We start from the raw sequence: 18,890 nt of genomic DNA, 5'->3' as shown, positions 1-18,890 counted from the left end.
TGCGGGTCCCTCCAGCGTGATCAGCGACCGATGGGCGGCATTCCGGTGGTGGCACGCCACACCAGAGCCTGCGTGGCGGACAGGCGAACGCCGGCGGAGCGCGCGGGGAGGAACACAGCCTGTCCTGCGCTGAGCGTCGTCGTCGGGCGGCCGGGGGCGGTCACGTCGGCCTGGCCGTGAGTGCACAGGAGGATCTGGGCCGTACCCGGCCGGAGCCTGTGGCTGCGGGCCTCGCCACGAAAGACGTAGCGACTGAGGCGGAAGTCCGCGACGGCGGCGGCGTAGGCCTCCTCGCCTCCGTAATGGGCTGCGGTCGGGCTGAGCGAGTACGGCCGGTACGGGGTGAACGCGACGGTGTTCAGCAGTTCGGGGATGTCGACGTGCTTGCTGGTGAGGCCACAACGCACGACATTGTCGGAGGCGGCCATGATCTCCACACCCAGGCCCCGAAGGTAGGTGTGGGGAATGCCGGGGCCGAGGTACAAGCCCTCCCCGGGTCGCAGGAGAACGTGGTGCAACAGCAGCGCGGCCAGCACACCCGGGTCGCTGGGATGGCTGCGGGCAAGGGCGGCGTGGGCGTGCAGTTCCTGGGCGGACAACGGTGCGTGTTCGTCTGCGGCCATGCGGTCCAGTGCGGTGGCGAGGTCGCCGGTGAGACGGTGCAGCTCGGCTCGCGGCCACCCGAGCGCGCAGGTGAAGGCGGTGCGCAGAGCGTCTTGGGGTTGCCGCAGGGCTTCGGCCAAGGGTTGGAGTGCGGGCAGGTGCAGGTTGGTGATCAGACGATGGGCCTCGCCGGGTGGCTTGAATCCGCAGAGAGCCTCGAAGTCGGTCAGCGCGCAGATCAACTCCGGTTTGTGATGGGGGTCCTTGTAGGTGCGGTGCGGTGCGTCACGCGGGATGCCTGCGGCTTCCTCGCGGGCGAATCCGGCCTGTGCCTGGACGGTAGTGGGGTGGGTCTGCAGGCTGAGTGGCCGCTCAGCGGCAATCAGCTTGAGCAGGAAGGGCAGGCGCGGGCCGAACCGCGCGACGGTGTCGGCACCGAGTTCGCCGGTGGGGTCGCCGGCGATGACTCGGTCCAACGCAAGCCGCTGCTGGTCCCCCTCCAAATGAGAGGGTGCGGCGGAGTGAGCGCCCAGCCACAGTTCGGCGTGGGGGCGACCGTCAGGGAGCCGCCCTTGAAGGTGGGGGATGAGGGTTGGCGACCCCCAGGAATAGGTGTGCAAGGTGCCGGTGAGGCGGTCCACGTCTTCTTCCTTTCACCGATCCTGCGGTGTGGTGCACCCCTGGTGCTACGGGTGCACAACGCCGGGGTCCTGCTGGTCGGGCAGGGATGATCAACTACTGGGTGGTAGGGGCAGGTGGGTACCCGGGTGACTTGCGGCGCCGGGCGACGTATGAGGCGGTCCGGGACTCGGTCGGTCTCGTCGAACTCGACATCGGTGCCGCCGGGACTCTGGAATCACGAGAAGTCACCCTTGCTGACGTCGGGGGTGCTGATCATCGCCCCAGGGTGCCGAAGCCGATCGGGACGGGGTTCGGCTGGCCGGACACCCGGTGGTAGGCGGCTCCCAGCAGCGCGGCGTGTGCATCGAGGCTGACCGTCATTGGTGGCCAGGCGGCGTCGGCGGCCGCCCGGCCCTCCGCCACGAACGGGGCCAGTAGGTCCCAGGAGGCGGCGATGGAGCCGCCCACGACCAGAATGTCGGGGTCGAAACCGGCCAGCACCGGGGCCAGGGCGCGGCCCAGGCCGCGGTAGGCGTGACGAAGTACTGCGGTGGCGGCCGGTTCGCCGGTGCGGGCGCGGGCGCAGATCTGGGCGACGTCCAGGCTCTGCCCGGTCAGCCGGCGGTACCCGCGACGCACCGCGGCGCGGGAGACGGTCTGTTCCAACGGCGCGCCGTCCAGGTCGAGCAGGTGGACGCGTCCTCCTGGCGGCAGGCCTGGGTGCTCATGCACCAGTCGGCCGTCGGCGAGGAACGCGGACCCGATTCCGCTGCCCAACGTCAGCGCCGCGCAGCGGACGGCGCCCGTGACGTGACCGCAGACCCATGCCCCCAACAAGAAGGCCTCGGCGTCGTGGCAGAAGGCGATGTCCGTCGGGGGGCATCCGAGGCGGGCCGCCAGCGCCCCACGCAGGTCCATGCCGGAGAGTTCACCGAATTTGCCGCCCGGCGCGAAGCAGGCCACGCCACGGTGGTAGTCGAACGGGTCGGGGATGGCCACGCTCCAGGCGGTGCCCCCCGGTGTGTCGGTGGCGCGGGCGGCCGCAGCGAAGGCATCCAGGACGGCATCGGCTGAGCCTTCCGGAACCGGCAGGCGCGTGACGGGCCCAGCCAGCTCCCAGCGAGCGGTGTCGACCAGCCCGGAGGTGACATGAGTGCCACCGATCTCGAGCACCGCGACCAGGCCGGCCGGCGCGGACCGGGCGCTCACACCAAGCCCCCTGCGGTGAGTGCGCGGGTGCGCGGGTGGACGGGGAACAGGCCGGCCACCGACTTACCGGCCACCTGGAGCGCCAGCTCGGAGAACATCGCGTTCGCCCAGCCGAACCACGCCCGGGTGAAGCGGGCGGGGTCGTCGGCGTGGAAGCTCTCGTGCATCAACCCGGTGCCGGCCGTGGTACCGGCAAGCACCGCGAGCGCCCGTTCCGCGTCCCCGGTCAGCCCCTGCGCGGCCAACGCGAGCGGCCAGATGTGGCCCGGCGGGGTGTGCGGGCTGCCGATACCGTTGGCATGCCGGCCTCGGTAGAACCAGGGGTTGGCCTCCGAGAGGATCAGCTCGCGGGTGGCGACGTAGAGCGGGTCGTCAGCCGTGCACCAGCCCGCCAGCGGCAGGCTCAGCAGACTGGGCAGGTTGGCGTCGTCTCCGATCAAGTACCCACCGAGGCCGTCCACTTCGTACGCCAGCACCCGCTGCCCGGCGTGCTCGACGACGCCGTGGCGGGCGATGCCGGTGTCGATCTCCGCGGCCAGCGCCTGGCACTGCGCGGCCAGCACCGGATCGGCGAGTACGACGGTGGCTAGCTCGGCCAGCCCGTGCAGGCTGACCGCGGCCAGTGCATTGGCCGGGATCAGGTAACCGAAGGCACAGCGGTCGTCGCTGGGACGGAATCCGGACCAGGTCATGCCGGTGACCGCGACCGGCGCGCCACGCCCCTCCCCGGGAAGGGTGTCACCGGCGTAAGGGCCGTGCGGGCGGACGAATCGATAGTCGGAGGACGCGTGGTCCTGTTCGGTGCGCCAAAGATCCACGATGCGCCGGCCGGCCCGCGCGAAGCCGTCGTCAAGGTGGTCGGTTCGGCCCGTAGCCCGCCACAGTGCGTAGGCCAGCTGAAGCGGCGCGCACAGCGAGTCCAACTCGTACTTGCGTTCCCACACCCATCGTCCCGGCGCGGGCCGGTCGCCCGGCTCGCCGTGTTCGCCGGTAGGCCCGTCGTTGAAGGCGTTGGCGTACGCGTCGTGCAGCACCATGCGGGTCTGGCGACGTGAGACCGCCACCAGTGCGTCCGCCACCTGCGTGTCCTCCCCCGCGGCTGCCAGGTACGGGCGGACCTGGGCGGTGCTGTCACGCAGCCACATCGCGGGGATGTCGCCGGTGGCCACGAACACCTCCCGCGGCTGGGCACCTCCAGCGGTGGACCAGCGCATCGCGGTGGTCCAGGTGTTGAGCAGGCAGTCCCGCACCAGGGGCGCGGCTGGATGCCCCGCCAGCTTCCGGACGGTCTGCGCCGCCAGGTCCTCCAGCGAGTCCGGCGCGATCCATCCCTCGCCGTTCGGGAACGTTTCCATCACGGGCATTGACTCCTTTGGAATCGGTGGTCCACAGTGTCGGCATCCAAGAGGGCGCTACAACCGGACGCCGGTAACGTTTCCAACTATTGGAAACGTTACCGCACCAGCAAGGCCAGCGAACAGGCCCACTTGGGGACGCACCAAGCGCAAGGAGAGCCGTGAGTACAGGCCAGACGCATGCAAAGACTTCGGGAAAGCGCCGGCTGCGATTGCGGGCGCAACGCCGGACCACATCGGACGCCCGGGCCGCCTACGCGTTCATGGCCCCGGCAATCACGGGCTTCTGTGTGTTCGTGCTGTATCCGCTGATCCGCTCGGCCTACTTCGCACTGACCCGCTACAACGGCCTGTCGGATCCGCAGTTCGTGGGTCTGGCCAACTTCCGTTACATGTTCCACGACGACCCCTCGTTCTGGCCGTCGGTGCGCGCCACGTCCTACCTGGTTCTTCTGTATGTGCCCGCGTCGCTGGTCATCGGCCTGGCGCTGGCCATGTTCTGCAATCAACGCCTCAGGGGCGTCAAGTGGGTGCGCACCCTGCTCTACCTCCCGGTAGTACTGCCCGTGGTGGCCACGATCACCCTGTGGAAGTTCGTCTTCGACCCACAGGTGGGGCTCGCGAACATGGTGGCCGGGTGGCTGCACCTGCCCACAAGTCTGTGGCTGTCCTCGCCGTCAATGGCGATGCCGTCCGTGGTGATCGTCATGCTCTGGGGAGTGGGCAGCACGATGATCATCTTCCTGGCAGCACTCCAGGCGGTGCCCACAGAACTGTACGAGGCGGCGAAGCTGGACGGCGCCTCCTCACGAACCGTGTTCTTCCGGATCACCCTGCCGATGATCAGCCCCATCCTGTTCCTGCAAGTGGTTCTACAGGTCACCACCGCACTGCAGAGCTTCAACCAGCCGAAGATCCTCACGGGCGGCGGGCCGGGTTTCAGCACCGACGTACTGATGCTGTCCATCTACAGCCACGGCTTCTCGACCCTGGGCCAGATGCCCCAGCTCGGCTATGCCTCGGCGCAGGTGTGGGTGCTGTTCCTGGTGATCGTCGCGATCGTGGCGGCCACCGCCCGCTTCTCCTCGATTTGGACCTACAGTGACCATGCTTGATCAGCCGAAGGTACTGGCCACGCCGGCCCACCGAACGTCAGTCACCGCTCCCCGCCGCCGACGGCTGGCGCGTCGCACATCGTGGTACGCCACCGCCCTGTTCATCTGCTCGGTCATGCTCCTGCCGATCCTGTGGATGGTCACCGTGGCCCTCAAGGGACACGCCGCGGTCTTCCAGGTGCCTCCCAAGCTACTGCCGGACCAGTACCACCTGGAGAACTTCGTCAACGGCCCCGCTGCCATCGGCTTCCCGCACCTTCTGCTCAACTCCGTCATCATCACCGGCCTGTCCGTGATCGGCGGCGTGCTGACCTCACTCATGACCGGTTACGCACTCGCCCGGATCAGGTTCCGGGGCAACCGGCTGTGGTTCTACCTCTTCGTCGGCAGCATGCTACTGCCGCCGGTGGTCGGGATCATTCCGCTGTTCCAGCTGTTCAAGGACATCGGCTGGTACGACACCTGGCTGCCCCTGATCGTGCCGGCGTGGCTGGGCGGGAACCCGCTGTTCATCTTCCTCGCACGCCAGTACTTTCTGGCCATCCCCTACTCCATCGACGAAGCCGCCAAGGTCGACGGAGCCGGCCACCTGCGGATCTTCTTCCAGGTCATGCTCCCGATGACACGCCCCGCGTGGATCACCATGGCCATCCTGGCCTTCCAGATGTCCTGGAACGACTACCTGAACCCGCTGATCTACCTCTACTCGCCCGAGAAGTGGACGCTGAGCGTTGGCATGGCCTCCTTCATCTCACCCTTCGCGGGCCAGACTCCGGACTGGAACCTGTACATGGCAACCAACCTGCTGTACATGGTCCCGCCGCTCGCCGTGTTCTTCCTGGCCCAGCGCTACTTCATCGAGGGTCTGAGCGCCCTGGGTATCAGCCAGCGCTGAACACGTCACCACCGATCAATCATGCACGCACACCTCCCCACCCCCTTGAAAGGACACCGACATGAGGACGCGCACGCTGGTCCTGGGCACCTGTCTGGCCGTCACCGCGGCACTCACCGCCACCGCCTGCGGCAGCGGCGGCACCAAGGGCACCTCCGCCACTGGCCCGGTGACCGTCACCCTGATGACCTGGGAGTCGGCGGGGACCAATGCCGCCATCGACAAGGCCCTGGCCGATTTCCACGCGCCGGGCATCACGGTCAAGCGCCTGGACACCCCCAGCGGCAACTATGCCGACAAGCTCGCCGCCCTCACCCAGGCCCACCAGCTTCCAGACCTGTTCTGGTGCGGCAACGACACCGAGCAGCAGTACGCCAGCCAGGGACTGCTGACCGATTGGAGCTCCCGCCTGGCCGCCGACACGCAGCTGGCGGGCGGCTTCGCCCCCAACGTGCTCGCCAACTGGAAGTCGCCCAAGGGCAAGCTCGGCGGCCTGCCCTCCCTGCTGAACACCTACGGGGTGTGGTACAACGCGGACGCGTTCACCGCCGCCGGCCTGCCCCTGCCCAAGGCCGGGTGGACCTGGGACGAGATGTACCGCGACGCAGCCGCACTGGCCCACAAGGACGGGGCCAGCTACGGCCTGATAGCCGACAACATGACCTCCACAGACGGCCCCTTCACGCTCAGCACCTACGCCTTGTCCCAGGGGCAGGACGGCTTCACCGACAACGCCAACAACCCCACCAGGGCCACCATCAGCCCTTCCTTCACCGAAGGCGTCACCAAGCTCGCTGCCGCGATCAAGGCAGGCGACGTGGCCCCGCCCGGCTACGACGCCGCCAACGCCCAGTCCCTCCTCGCCGCCGGCAAGCTTCCGATGCTCTTCTCCGGCCAGTGGCTCGCGGCCGGCTTCATCGCCAACAAGCCCTCGGTCAACGTGGGCTTCGCCCCCATGCCCCAGAACGGCACCCCGGCCACCCTCTACGACGCCGTCGGCGTGTGTACCCCCTCGGCCACCACCCACCCCGACGCCACCTTCCAGGTGCTCAAGTACCTCGACACCACCGTTTGGTCGAAGGTGCTGCCCTCCTCGCCGGTGGCGCCCCCGGCCTTCACCGGCGCCCAGAGCGCCTACTTCGAGGCCCTGGCAGCGGCCGACATGCCCACGGTTGCCACTGCGGTCAAGGCCGGCTTGGACACCACCGCCACCAGCGGGGTGCGCTTCACCACCAACTGGGCCGCCCAGTACAACGACCTGGTCAAGGCATACTGGCAGCCCGTGCTGGCCGGCGGCCGCCCCGTCTCGGACCTGTACACCATGGCCACCAAGATCAAGGGACTGATCCAGTCCGGCGGCAACGGCTGACCACCCCGGCTGGATCCGGCCGGCCCGCCTCCCACGGCGGGCCGGCCCTCCGCCCCCCGGGAAACCGCTGCCGTTCCCCCATCCGTCATTTCACCGGGCCACGACCGGCCGAAGCCCTCTCGCAGTCGCCGCCTTGCGCTTGAGGCCGGTCGGGCCCGACGACACCACCTCACTCACGCAGTGGAAGCGATTCCACCGTGCGCTCGCTAAGATCACCAGCAACCCGCGCAGACACGCCCCCCTGGAAAGACGGTAACCGCCATGACCGACCGCCCCGCCAACAGGCCAGCTGCGCGGCCCACCATGCGCGACGTGGCCCTGCGGGCCGGCGTAGGCCTGGGAACCGTCTCCCGAGTCGTCAACGCATCAGGCGCCGTCAAACCCGCCACCGCGGCCCGTGTCCAGGCCGCGATCGACGAACTGGGCTTCCAGCGCGATGAGATCGCGCGCGCGCTGCGTCCCGGACAGCACTCGCGCACCATCGGCCTCTTGCTCGGTGACCTCACGAACCCCTTCTACGCCTCGTTGGCCAAGGCCGCCGTCGACATCACAAGCCGCGCCGGATACGCCGTGGTGATGGCCACCGTCGACGAAGATCCTCGCGCCGAGCGCCGCGCCATCAACGAGCTCATCGGCCGCCGCGTAGCCGGTCTCATCATCGTCCCCGACCAGGGCAATTACGGATTCCTCAAGCCCCCGGGGGGACGGGAGGGCACACCCGTGGTATTCGTGGACCGCCCCGCCAACGGCATCGACGCCGACGTAGTGGTTTTCGACAACGAACGTGGGAGCCATCTGGCCACCCGACACCTGATCGACCACGGCCACCGCCGGATCGCCATCGTCGTCGCCCCCTCCTACTACACCACCGGCCTTCGTGTCCGCGGCTACCGTCGCGCCCTGCGAGAGGCGGGCATTCCCGTCGACGACCACCTCATCCTCAAACTGCGCCACGGCACGACACAAGAAGCCACCGAAGCCACCCGCACCGCTCTCGCGCTCGACGACCCGCCCACCGCGGTCTTCTCCACAACCAACTTCCTCACCGAAGGCGTACTGCGCGTCACCCTGCCGCACATCCGCCCGCTGGCCGTCATAGGCTTCGACGATTTCCGCCTCGCCGACCTGCTGCCGACGCCCGTCTCCGTCGTTACCGCCGACACCGAGGAACTCGGCCGCCGCGCCGCCCAGCTGCTGCTGCGCCGCATCGACGGAGACACCCGTGCCCCCGAGCGCATTGTCCTGCCCGTGGAGCTGATCGCTCGAGGCAGCGCCGAGATCCCTCCGGCCGACGCCTGAACAGGTAGCCCTCATCCGCTCAGTCTCCGGCATCCCGATCGTGGCTTCGTTCCGGGCCACCGCACCCGGGTCTCGGCGAGTGGCTGACCTGCTCCCCGTATGGGCGGCCCTACAGCTGGCGTGCGACGAGCAGACCACTACGCCCTGTGACGCACCGGGGCAACCCGTAGCGGCTTGCCCGCCGCCATGCCCGCCGCTTCTCCCGATGCTGATCACGCGGAGTCGCGCCGGGCTGGCTCACGGTGGTTGCTCCAGGCCGGCGAGGCAGTGCGCTCCGCTCAGGGTTCGTGAGGGGGTACCACCCACTACCACCCAAGCCTTCGCGTGACCTGCGTCACTTCTGCCTCGCACACCACAGCGCCCATTGGCGTTACGCCGGCATTTCACCGCTGGTAGCTGCACGGTTCTGCCGGAAAGTCACCAGCGAGTTCGGCAGTTGAGACGTCCATGGATCCAACGAGAGGTCATTTGGCATGCCTTGACCAAGAGTTGTGGATCAAAGAACCATACGTGGCCATGACCCCATCCCTTCGGACGGGCCTGCCGGTGCTCATCGCCTGCAGCCTCGTCATATCCGTCATGGGCGCCGCCGCGTCCGCCGTTCCCTCGTCGTCGCACAACCGACCCGCACCGGTCTCACAGGAGCAGGCCGGCCGGGAAGCCATCGCCGCCGTCCATGCAACACCGGAAGCCTCGCGGGCCGGAACGGACGACGCCTTCAGCACTCGCCGTGTCCAGGTGGAGGCCAACGGCACCCGGCACGTCCATCTCGACCGCACCTACCGCGGTCTGCCGGTGCTCGGCGGCGACGTGATCGTCCACTCGGCCGCCGACGGGCGGCTCGATTCCGCCTCCCTCACCCTTGCAGCGCCTCTCAACCTCTCGACCACACCCACGGTGACGGCCGATCAGGCGATCGCCACCGCTCTCAGCCGCTTCACCGGCACCAGGACGGACACCAGCGCCACCCTCAAGATCGACGCGCTCGGCGCCGACCCGCGGTTGGTCTGGGAATCCGTCATCGAAGGCACGGCTCCGGACCAGGCTCCCAGCCGTTTCCACGTGCTCGTCGACGCCCTCACCGGCCAGGCGGGCGCGAGCTGGGACACCTACTCGAGCTTCCTGCACGACCACCCGGTCGCAGAACAGTCGAAGCCCGCCGCTGCAACTCGGAGTCACCAGGCCACCGCCGACGCCGCCCCCACAGGCGCCGGAACGACCGCGGCGGGTGCGCTCGGGACCGGGCACGGTTTCCAGGTCGGCAACGTCAGCCTCTCCAGCAGCCGCAACTCAAATGGCTACACCCTCATCGACCCCAATCGCGGCAACGGCGAGACCCGTGACGCCGGCAACCGGACGGCGCCCCGGATGCATCCCCCGGCCGGCTGGGGCACCGCCTTCACCGACAGCGACAACGTCTGGGGCAACGGCGCCCTCAACGACCGCGCCACCGTAGCCGTCGACGCCCACTACGGCATCCAGGCCACCTGGGACTTCTACAAGAACGTCCTCGGCCGTAACGGTATCCGCGGCGACGGCGTCGGTGCCCGCTCCTTCGTCCACTACGGTACGAACTACCCCAACGCCGGCTGGGACGACGCCTCCTTCTCCATGATCTACGGGGACGGACCCGGCGGCTCCGCGCCCTTCACCCAGATCGACGTGGCCGGCCACGAGATGACCCACGGCGTCACCGCCGCCACGGCGGGCCTCGTCTACAGCGGCGATGCCGGTGGCCTCAACGAGGCCACCTCCGACATCATGGGCACGATGGTGGAGTTCAACGCGGCCAACCCGGCCGACACTCCCGACTACCTGATCGGGGAGAAGCTGAACATCCACGGCAACGGCACGCCGCTGCGGTGGATGGACGACCCCGCCAAGGATGGCAGGTCCGTCAGCTGCTGGTCCGGGAGCACCAGGAACCTCGACCCTCACTTCTCCTCCGGAATCGGCAACCACTTCTTTTATCTGCTGGCGGTCGGATCCGGCTCCTCCAACTGGGGCACCAGCCCGACCTGCAACAGGTCCAACCTCACCGGCATCGGCAACAACGACGCCACCCGGATCTGGTACCGCGCCCTCACCACCTACATGACCAGCAACACCGACTACCCGGGCGCCCGCACTGCGACGGTCAATGCCGCACGGGATCTCTTCGGCAGGAACAGCACCCGCTGCCGCGCGGTAGAGGCGGCCTGGAGCGGTGTCGGAGTCGCCCCAACGGCCAGCACCTGCAACGGGTGACACCGGCAACTACGTGAAGCGCCGACGCCCGGGCGAAAGCCCAACGGCAGGCACGGCCTTCCAGGAGACATGAGGCAGCCATGGGCGCCGACCTACGGTCGGCGCCCATGAGCATGTCCACCAAAGATCTCCAAGGCTTGGCACGGGCCCTTGCCCCCGACCGGTCACAAGGCATCCGTCCTCAGATCTACCTACATGTTAGGTATGGACGGTCGTCGATTTATCCCAATAGAAGCCAAATATCCGCGCATCGAGCAGAGTTGAACCCCTGGACGACATCCTTGCGGCATACATAACATGCATGCATCTCTGCCGCTTGGGACAGCACGCGCGGAGAACATGCCCCGCACGGCGACTACGCCCTCATTGAGGTGACACATGCTCAGGACCTCCCCGCCCGGCGACCTTTCGGCCGCCCCCGACCAGGGCTCGATCATCACGGCCCCCGAAGCGGATGCGGCACCGGACCGCGCCTGGTGGCGTGACTCGGTGATCTACCAGGTCTACGTCCGCAGCTTCCAAGACTCCGACGGTGACGGCATCGGTGACCTTCCGGGGGTCCGCGCGCGGCTGCCGTATCTCAAGCGGTTGGGAGTCGACGGCATCTGGCTCAACCCGTTCTACGTCTCACCGCAACGCGACCACGGCTACGACATCGTCGACCACTGCACCGTCGACCCGCTGTACGGCACCCTGGCGGACTTCGACGACCTCGTCGAGGACTGCCGGTTACTCGGACTGAAGATCATTCTGGACATCGTCCCCAACCACTGTTCGAGCGAGCACGCGTGGTTCCGGACCGCCCTCGCCGCCGTGCCGGGCAGCCCCGAGCGTGCACTGTTCCACTTCGCCGACGGACGGGGTGAACACGGCGAGCTGCCTCCCAACAACTGGCGGGCGATGTTCGGAGGCCCTGCGTGGAGCCGGGTACGGGAGACGGACGGCAGCTGGGGCCAGTGGTACCTGCACCTGTTCACCCCTGAGCAGCCGGACTTCAACTGGCGCCATCCAGCGGTCAGCACCGAGTTCGAGCGGGTGCTGCGTTTCTGGCTGGACCGCGGCGCCGACGGCTTCCGGATCGATGTCGCCGCAGGCCTGTACAAGCACCCCGACCTGCCTGACTCCCCCGACCCCTGGGCGGACGAGCGCACCCGAGACTCGGTCAACCCACTGGCCTGGAACCAGCCCGAGGTGCACCGGATCTGGCGGGACTGGCGGGCAATTTGCGAGGAGTACACCGCCCGCGACGGCCGCGATCGGCTACTGGTGGGCGAGGCATCCGTTCCCACACCCGCCGAGCAGGCCGCCTACCTGCGCCCGGACGAGCTCCACCAGGCGTTCTTCTTCCACCTCCTGCATGCCCCGTGGGACGCCACACACTTCCACCGCGTCATCGATGCCGCAGTCCGCGATATCACCGCCACCGGCTCGACCGTTACCTGGGTACTCAACAACCACGACCAGGTCCGCACCACCACCCGCTTCAGCGGAACCGACGAGCTCTGCGGACCGGCCCGAGCCCGCGCCGCCGCCCTGTTGATGCTGGCGCTCCCCGGCGCCGCATACCTGTATCAGGGCGAGGAGCTCGGCCTTCCCGAGGTCCACGATCTCCCGGACCAGGTCATCACCGACCCGATCTTCCACCGCACCGGGAGCCGCGACGGTATCCGCGACGGCTGCCGGGTGCCGCTGCCGTGGTCAGGCCTGGAACCGCCGTTCGGATTCAGCCCGGACAGCTCCAAGCAACCCTGGCTGCCCCAGCCCGCCCATTTCGCCGCCCACACCGCCGCGCAGGTGCTCGCGGACACCGGATCGGTCTGGCACCTCTATCGCGAGGCCCTGAGTCTGCGGCGCGCACTGCCACAACTCGGCGAAGGAACACTGCGCTGGCTCGACACCCCGCCCGGGGTACTCGCCTTCGTTCGCGGCGAGGGACTCCTGTGCGCCGTCAACTTCGCCGACGTGCCCGCTCTCGCACCGGTCGACGGGACACCACTGCTCGCCAGTGGCCCCTGCCCGCCAGGCGTCCTGCCGGCCGGCACCGCCGCCTGGTGGATCAGCGACACGCACACACTCTGACGGTACGTCAGTTCTGCACTGAACCAGATCAGTTTCCGGCTCAGCGACTCGGGACCACCCCCCGGAGCTGTGCCGCAGCGAGAGGACAATCCCCATGCGTTTCCCACGAGCCGCCGTCGCACTGACAGCATCACTCTGCCTCGCCGGCACTGCCACCGCCTGCGGCGGCGGCCAGCCCGATGACGAAGCAAGGGGCAAGCCGCTGAGCGGACAGACCCTCAGCGTCGCTGCCACCTGGACCGGCGTCGAGCAGAAGCACTTCCAGCAGGTACTGGATGCATTCACGGCCAGGACCGGTGCCAAGACCGTCTACATCTCCACCGGCGACAACGTGTCGACCCTGGTAGGAAGCAAGATCGAGGGCGGCGACCCGCCGGACGTAGTGATGATGCCGCAGCTGGGCGTGCTCCAGCAGTTCGCTCGCAAGGGCTGGCTCGACCCGCTCCCGCCCACCGTCGCGGGCCACCTGGAGCACGACTTCGCCAAGGTCTGGACTGACTACGGCACCGTTGACGGCAAGCTGTACGGCCTGTACTTCAAGGCCGCTCACAAGTCGACGGTCTGGTACAGCCCTTCGGCCCTCGAAGGAGCCGGCGTCAAGCCGCCCGCCACCTTCGACGAGCTGCTGAAGGCCGGCCACGCCATATCCGACAGCGGCCTGGCTGCCTTCGCCGTAGCCGGCGAGTCCGGCTGGCCGCTCACCGACTGGTTCGAGAACGTCTACCTCTCCCAGGCCGGCCCGGAGAACTACGACAAGCTCGCCACTCACCAGCTACCGTGGACCGACCCCAGCGTCGTCAATGCCCTCACCACCCTCGGAAAGCTCTTCGCCGACCAGCAGCTGGTGGCCGGAGGCTCAAATGGCGCCCTGCAGACCGACTTCCCCGAGTCCGTCCAGCAGGTCTTCGGCAACCAGCCCAAGGCCGCCATGGTCTACGAGGGAGACTTCGTCGGCACCGTCATCTCCGGCGAGCTGAAGAAGAAGGTCGGTGAGGACGCCAAGTTCTTCCCCTTTCCTGCCGTCGGCACGGGCAAGCCACCCGTGGTCGGTGGCGGAGATGCGGCCGTCATCCTCAAGGACGCCAAGCACAAGGAGGCCGCCCAGCAGCTGCTCGAGTACCTCTCCACCCCGCCGGCCGCAGCCGTGTGGGCCAAGGCCGGCGGCTTCCTCTCCCCCAACAAGGCTCTCGACAGCGCCAGTTACCCTGACGCCACCACCCGGCAGACCGCAGAGTCATTGATCGCCGCAGCCAACACCTTCCGCTTCGACCTCTCCGACCAGACCCCCGCAGCCTTCGGCGGAACCCAGGGCAGCGGCGAATGGAAGATCCTCCAGGACTTCCTCGCCAACCCCGGCGACGTGATGGGCACCACACAGCGCCTCGAAGCCGCCGCGACCGCCGCGTACAAGAACTGACGGGCCGACCGACCATGGCTCGCACCCGTCCCGCCGGCGTCGGGGCCGCCCTGCGGCGCCGAAGCCTGGCCTTCGCCTTCCTGCTCCCCGCCCTCGCCCTGCTCGGCGCGTTCGTGCTGTACCCCATCGGCTGGTCCGTGGTCCGCAGTCTCTTCGACGCCTCCGGCACCGGCTTCGTCGGGCTTCGCAACTACCAAACGGCCTTCACCGACGACGCCAATCTCACCGCGCTGCGCAACAGCGCCATCTGGGTCGTGGTCGCGCCCGCCCTGGTCACCGCGATCGGCCTGGTCTTCGCCGTCCTCGCGGAGAAGGTCCGTTGGGGCACCGCTTTCAAGCTGTTGGTGTTCATGCCGATGGCGATCTCATTCCTCGCCGCCGGCATCACCTTCCGTCTGGTGTACGAACAGGACCCGCAGCGCGGCGTCCTCAACGCCGCCGCCGTCGCCGTGCACGACACCTTCGAACCCGACACCACGTACCCCGGCGCCCGGGCACGCCCCGGAGGGTCCGCCACCGCCCAAGCCGACGGCTCGATCCGCGCCGCTGACACGCCCGCTGCAGCCGTTGTCAACCTCCCCCTGGTCGGGCTGAAACCCACTTCGCTGCCCGCCGCCGCGCAACCCGCCGCCACCAACCTGACCGGCACCAGCGACGCCGAACACGACGTCCACGGGGTGGTCTATCTGGACCTCCTCCCGGGTGGAGGCGGCACACCCGGCGCAGTCGATCCCGGAGAACGCGGAATGCCCGGCATGCGGGTCGAACTCCGCGACGGAGCCAAGACAGTGGCAACCACGACCACTGCCCCGGACGGTAGCTTCCGGTTCACCGGGCACACCGCTGGTACCGTCTCGTTGCCCGCGGAGAACTTCGCCGCCCCGTACCGCGGCATCGCCTGGCTCGGCCCCGCCCTGGTCACCCCGGCCATCATCGCCGCCTACATCTGGATCTGGGCCGGCTTCGCCATGGTCATCATTGCGGGCGGCCTGGCGAACCTACCCCGCGAAACCCTGGAAGCCGCCCGGATGGACGGCGCCGGCGAATGGCAGATCTTCCGCCGAATCACCGTGCCGCAGCTCGCTCCCGTCCTCGGTGTGGTCCTCGTGACCATGGTGATCAACGTGATGAAGATCTTCGACCTGGTCTTCATCATCGCCCCCGGGCCCGTTCAACAGGACTCCGCCGTACTTGCCTTGCGGCTGTGGCTGGTCTCCTTCGGCGGCGGCAACGACCAAGGACTCGGCAGCGCCCTCGGCGTCCTCCTGCTCCTCCTCGTCGTCCCCGCCATGGTCGTCAACATCCGCCGTTTCCGCAGGAGCCCGCGATGACCAAGCCGCTCCCCCGCAGTACAGCCTCCCACCACCCCGTCGTCGCAACACCGACACGCCGTCCAAGCCCGGCTGCCAGACTCGCGCGCTTCACCCGCGGCGGCCTGGTCCAGGCAGTACTGCTCCTGTGCGCCGCACTCTGGCTCACGCCCACATTCGGCCTACTGGTCACATCTCTGCGCCCCAAGGAGGACAGCAGTGCCTCCGGCTGGTGGACCGTGCTCAACTCACCCGCCAGGCTCACCCTCGACAACTACACCGCCCTGCTCTCCGGTGGAAGCGAGGTCATCGGGGCGTTCTGGAACACCGTCCTCATCTCGGTGCCGGCCACCCTGCTGACCGTCGCCCTCGCCGCGCTAGCCGGATACGCCTTCGCCTGGCTGGACTTCCCCGGTCGGGACTGGCTCTTCCTCACCGTGGTCGGCCTGTTGGTGGTGCCGGTCCAGATCGGCCTCATCCCCGTGGCCAAACTCCTCGGAGCGATCGGCCTGTTCGGCACTGTCCCCGGCGTCGTTCTCTTCCATGTTGCCTACGGGCTGCCGTTCGCCGTCTTCCTGCTCCGCAACCAGTTCCTGGAGATCCCTCAGGAGATCCTTGAAGCCGCTCGAATCGACGGCTGCAGCGAATGGACGGCATTTCGCCGACTCGCCCTGCCCCTGGCCGCGCCAGCCCTCGCCTCACTGGCCATCTTCCAGTTCCTCTGGGTCTGGAACGACATGCTCGTCGCCCTGGTGTTCGCCGGTAACGACTCACAGCCGCTGACCGTCCTACTGCAGTCCCAGATGCGTCAGTTCGGCTCCAACCTCGACGTGCTGGCCTCAGGCGCCTTCCTGTCACTGCTGGTACCAGTGATCGTCTTCTTCTCCTTCCAGCGGTACTTCGTCCAGGGTGCGATGGCGGGCTCCGTCAAGTAGGCGAAGCCCCGCAAGCCTGCCCGTGCCGGCCGAACACCGGCTCCCTGACCGGCTGCAGCATCCTTTGGCGCTCTGCGGCGCGGTGTCCATCAGACCGAGCTCGCTCGTTCGCCTGAAACCCACGGCGCGGCCGAGGGCAGGAGTCCGCTCCCGCCCTCGGCCGTCGCACTCTGCCCCGACCCGTCGATGGACGAAGCCCGGATGAGTAAGGCACTGAAGGCCATCTTCGCGGTGCCCAAGAGACTCTTCATTGTGCGTATCGGCTTTCCTCTCTCACGAGTCGAGCCTTCTTGCTCGACTTGCAGCCCTCAAGCGGAATGCGCGGACACTGCTTTTGCTTGATCTCCTCGAACAATCGTGCGAAGGGGGCTGCGTGAGCGATCTCAAGGTGTTTCGGCTCGGGGCGGACGGCCAGGACGAGGAGCTGCGCGGCACGCAGGTGACGCTGGAGGTGCAGCTCCAGCGGCGGGTGGAGGCCGGGATGGAGCGCATGCTCGGCATCCGGTTTCTGGCGTCGGAGTACTCGACCGGTCCGTGGCACCGAGGGCGGGTGGACTCGCTCGGCCTGGACGAGAACGGCGTGCCGGTCGTCGTCGAGTTCAAGAAGGGCAACGACAGCGGGGTCGTCTCACAGGCCCTGTCCTACCTCATCTGGTTGAAGTCCTGCCGGCCCGAGTTCGAGGCCCTCGTCCGGCAGAAGTTAGGCGAGAAGGCAGCCGATTCGGTCGACTGGCGTATGCCCCGAGCTCTGTGCATTGCAGCCGGGTATTCGCACCACGACCGGGTCGCGGTCGGCGACCTTGGGCGGCACTGGCCGATCGAACTGGTCCGTTACCGGATCTTCGACGGCGGGCTGCTGTGCCTCCAGCTCGTCGAGCCGGTGTCCGCCGCGGTCAGCACTGCGGTGGCGCGCAGAGCGAACACGTCCGCGACGCCGCCGGCTGCCGCCCGAGTGGCGGAGCTGCCGATCGCCGGTGAGGCACCCGCGTGCCTCCGGGCCCTGTACGGCGAGCTTGACGCAGTGCTCACCGGAGCGGGCGGGGTGGAGATCGTCCCCCTGCGCCACTACATCGCCTACCGTCGCTTGCGAAACGTGGCAAGCGTGATCTTCCGGCCGTCCGCCTCGCACCGGGCGATCCTGCTGTACCTGCGGCTAGACCCGGACACGGTCGAACTCTCGGAGAGCTTCACACGCGACATGCGCGGAATCGGGCACCTGGGCACCGGGGATCTGGAGGTACGGATCTCCTCGACAGCCGACCTGAAGAGGGCGGTCCCGCTGATCCGACGGGCGGTCCAGGCGGCCTGATGAAGGCGTGCGGGCGGCTGGAGCTAGATACTCCAGCCGCCCGTCCGTGTCTACTCCCCCGTCGGAACCTCCTGTCCGTGGTTCTCACAATCACGCCTCCGGTCCGGCGAGGACGAAGTCGTCCTGGGTCAGCTCTGCGCGCAGCCGTTGCTCGGCAACTTCCGCGTAGTGCGGGGAGAGCTCGATTCCCAGGAAACGACGGCCCTCGCGGAGGGCCGCGACGCCGGTCGAGCCACTGCCGACGAAGGGGTCGAGCACCACTCCGTTCTCGGGGCAGATCTGTACGAGCTGCTGCATGATCGCCAGCGGCTTCTGGGTGATGTGGACCCGGTCCTTGCGGGGCTGGCTGGCGATGAAGTGGCCGGGCAGGTAGATCGCGCGACTGTTGTCGAGGGTGCCCTTGACGCCCCAGGTGATGAACTCGGCGGACTGCTTGAAGCCTCCCTTGCGGGGCCGGCTGGCGGGCTTGATCCAGGGGAGGGTGCCCTGCCAGGTCCAGCCGGCCATCTGGAGGGCATCGCACGTGGTCGGCTCCTGGCGCCAGTCGGAGAAGACCATCGCGACCGCATGCTCTGTGGAGGCGCGGTACGCCTCGGTGAGCAGTTCGGTAAGCCACGAACGGTAGGAGCGCTGGTCTCGGTTCTCGCCAGGGAAGGTCTTCAGGTCGTGGGCGGAGTTGGACGTCACGTACTTGGCGCGGGCGTCGCGGCTTGTGCGCTCGGAGGACGTCCTGCCGCCCGAGTTGTACGGGGGGTCAGTGATGACCGCGTTCACGCTGTCGTCGGGCAGGGACCTGAGGACGGTGAGGGCGGCGCCTCGGTGGAGCGTGTAGGTCATGGGGCCTTCTCGGAGCAGGGGCGGAGGTGCTTCCGACTGCGGCTGCCGGAAGCGGGACGCCCGGGACGGTAGCCGCGATTCGCAGCCGCACCTAACGACGGTGCCCGGACCGTCCGTCGTGGCGTGCGGGTGTTTGGTGCGGCCGGAATTCGCGTCTACTGTCTCGCCATGTCAACCGGGCAAGATGCCAACTCTGCCCGCAGTGGCTCGTGTTGATCCGCTCCACTTCCCCCGATCGGACAGCGGACGGATCCCACGCCGCATTCCACCGCCCAGGGAGACCTTTCTGT

At 68.3% G+C, this 18,890-nt stretch carries 14 protein-coding genes; 10 read left to right on the top strand and 4 right to left on the bottom strand.

All coding sequences use genetic code 11. The features are described 5' to 3' along the window. Positions 1 to 20 precede the first annotated feature (20 nt). From manA to ABT263_RS26425, 3 genes are all read right to left on the bottom strand, one after another. Positions 21 to 1,244, bottom strand: coding sequence for a mannose-6-phosphate isomerase, class I (gene manA / locus ABT263_RS26435; RefSeq protein WP_352293965.1), 1,224 nt, complete (start codon positions 1,242 to 1,244; stop codon positions 21 to 23). 253 nt (positions 1,245 to 1,497) lie between these two features. Beyond that, positions 1,498 to 2,433 carry an ROK family protein gene (locus ABT263_RS26430; protein WP_352293963.1) on the bottom strand — a complete coding sequence of 312 codons (936 nt, stop codon included), beginning with the start codon at positions 2,431 to 2,433 and terminating at the stop codon, positions 1,498 to 1,500. Continuing rightward, on the bottom strand, positions 2,430 to 3,788 hold the full coding sequence (locus ABT263_RS26425; protein ID WP_352293961.1) for a glycoside hydrolase family 125 protein: 1,359 nt from the start codon (positions 3,786 to 3,788) through the stop codon (positions 2,430 to 2,432). Before ABT263_RS26425 ends, ABT263_RS26430 begins: the two co-directional genes overlap by 4 nt. A gap of 161 nt (positions 3,789 to 3,949) precedes the next feature. Between ABT263_RS26425 and ABT263_RS26420 the strand changes: the two genes are divergently transcribed. The 10 genes from ABT263_RS26420 to ABT263_RS26375 all read left to right on the top strand — a co-directional run bounded on the left by ABT263_RS26420 (position 3,950) and on the right by ABT263_RS26375 (position 17,763). Further along, positions 3,950 to 4,903 (top strand): carbohydrate ABC transporter permease, encoded by a 954-nt coding sequence (locus ABT263_RS26420; RefSeq protein WP_352293959.1) that lies wholly within the window; start codon positions 3,950 to 3,952, stop codon positions 4,901 to 4,903. A 115-nt stretch (positions 4,904 to 5,018) separates the two neighbouring features. Continuing rightward, positions 5,019 to 5,798, top strand: a complete 780-nt coding sequence (locus ABT263_RS26415) for a carbohydrate ABC transporter permease (protein WP_352293957.1) — start codon at positions 5,019 to 5,021, stop codon at positions 5,796 to 5,798. Positions 5,799 to 5,859: 61 nt separating this feature from the next. Continuing rightward, entirely contained in the window at positions 5,860 to 7,167 is a 1,308-nt protein-coding gene (locus ABT263_RS26410) for an ABC transporter substrate-binding protein (RefSeq protein ID WP_352293955.1), read from the top strand. Positions 7,168 to 7,428: 261 nt separating this feature from the next. Then, positions 7,429 to 8,466 (top strand): LacI family DNA-binding transcriptional regulator, encoded by a 1,038-nt coding sequence (locus tag ABT263_RS26405; protein ID WP_352293953.1) that lies wholly within the window; start codon positions 7,429 to 7,431, stop codon positions 8,464 to 8,466. Between the two features lie 516 nt (positions 8,467 to 8,982). Then, on the top strand, positions 8,983 to 10,713 hold the full coding sequence (locus ABT263_RS26400; RefSeq protein ID WP_352293951.1) for a M4 family metallopeptidase: 1,731 nt from the start codon (positions 8,983 to 8,985) through the stop codon (positions 10,711 to 10,713). Between the two features lie 378 nt (positions 10,714 to 11,091). After that, complete coding sequence (locus ABT263_RS26395) at positions 11,092 to 12,792, top strand: glycoside hydrolase family 13 protein (protein WP_352293949.1); 1,701 nt, start codon at positions 11,092 to 11,094, stop codon at positions 12,790 to 12,792. Positions 12,793 to 12,886: 94 nt separating this feature from the next. Then, the gene (locus tag ABT263_RS26390) at positions 12,887 to 14,209 is read left to right on the top strand and encodes an ABC transporter substrate-binding protein (protein ID WP_352293947.1); all 1,323 of its coding nucleotides are present in this window, start codon (positions 12,887 to 12,889) and stop codon (positions 14,207 to 14,209) included. A gap of 14 nt (positions 14,210 to 14,223) precedes the next feature. Continuing rightward, complete coding sequence (locus ABT263_RS26385; protein ID WP_352293945.1) at positions 14,224 to 15,540, top strand: carbohydrate ABC transporter permease; 1,317 nt, start codon at positions 14,224 to 14,226, stop codon at positions 15,538 to 15,540. Next, positions 15,537 to 16,454 carry a carbohydrate ABC transporter permease gene (locus ABT263_RS26380; RefSeq protein ID WP_352293943.1) on the top strand — a complete coding sequence of 306 codons (918 nt, stop codon included), beginning with the start codon at positions 15,537 to 15,539 and terminating at the stop codon, positions 16,452 to 16,454. The genes ABT263_RS26385 and ABT263_RS26380 overlap by 4 nt, the downstream gene beginning before the upstream one ends. Before the next feature lie 373 nt (positions 16,455 to 16,827). Then, a complete protein-coding gene (locus tag ABT263_RS26375; RefSeq protein WP_352293941.1) occupies positions 16,828 to 17,763 on the top strand; it encodes a hypothetical protein in 936 nt (311 codons plus the stop codon). A gap of 90 nt (positions 17,764 to 17,853) precedes the next feature. Here ABT263_RS26375 and ABT263_RS26370 read toward each other — a convergent pair whose 3' ends face one another. Next, complete coding sequence (locus ABT263_RS26370) at positions 17,854 to 18,600, bottom strand: DNA-methyltransferase (protein ID WP_352293939.1); 747 nt, start codon at positions 18,598 to 18,600, stop codon at positions 17,854 to 17,856. Positions 18,601 to 18,890: the final 290 nt, after the last annotated feature.

Source organism: Kitasatospora sp. NPDC001603 (assembly GCF_040298365.1).
Classification (GTDB): domain Bacteria; phylum Actinomycetota; class Actinomycetes; order Streptomycetales; family Streptomycetaceae; genus Kitasatospora.
Note: the sequence above shows the minus strand (reverse complement) of the source record. Positions and strands in the feature narration are given on the sequence as shown.

Excerpts from the sequence above, each read along its gene's own strand:
- ABT263_RS26425 (WP_352293961.1), bottom strand. The coding sequence starts at position 3,788 with ATGGAAACGTTCCCGAACGGCGAGGGATGGATCGCGCCGGACTCGCTG.
- ABT263_RS26415 (WP_352293957.1), top strand. The coding sequence starts at position 5,019 with ATGCTCCTGCCGATCCTGTGGATGGTCACCGTGGCCCTCAAGGGACAC.
- ABT263_RS26410 (WP_352293955.1), top strand. The coding sequence starts at position 5,860 with ATGAGGACGCGCACGCTGGTCCTGGGCACCTGTCTGGCCGTCACCGCG.
- ABT263_RS26405 (WP_352293953.1), top strand. The coding sequence starts at position 7,429 with ATGACCGACCGCCCCGCCAACAGGCCAGCTGCGCGGCCCACCATGCGC.
- ABT263_RS26400 (WP_352293951.1), top strand. The coding sequence starts at position 8,983 with ATGACCCCATCCCTTCGGACGGGCCTGCCGGTGCTCATCGCCTGCAGC.
- ABT263_RS26395 (WP_352293949.1), top strand. The coding sequence starts at position 11,092 with ATGCTCAGGACCTCCCCGCCCGGCGACCTTTCGGCCGCCCCCGACCAG.
- ABT263_RS26390 (WP_352293947.1), top strand. The coding sequence starts at position 12,887 with ATGCGTTTCCCACGAGCCGCCGTCGCACTGACAGCATCACTCTGCCTC.
- ABT263_RS26385 (WP_352293945.1), top strand. The coding sequence starts at position 14,224 with ATGGCTCGCACCCGTCCCGCCGGCGTCGGGGCCGCCCTGCGGCGCCGA.
- ABT263_RS26380 (WP_352293943.1), top strand. The coding sequence starts at position 15,537 with ATGACCAAGCCGCTCCCCCGCAGTACAGCCTCCCACCACCCCGTCGTC.
- ABT263_RS26370 (WP_352293939.1), bottom strand. The coding sequence starts at position 18,600 with ATGACCTACACGCTCCACCGAGGCGCCGCCCTCACCGTCCTCAGGTCC.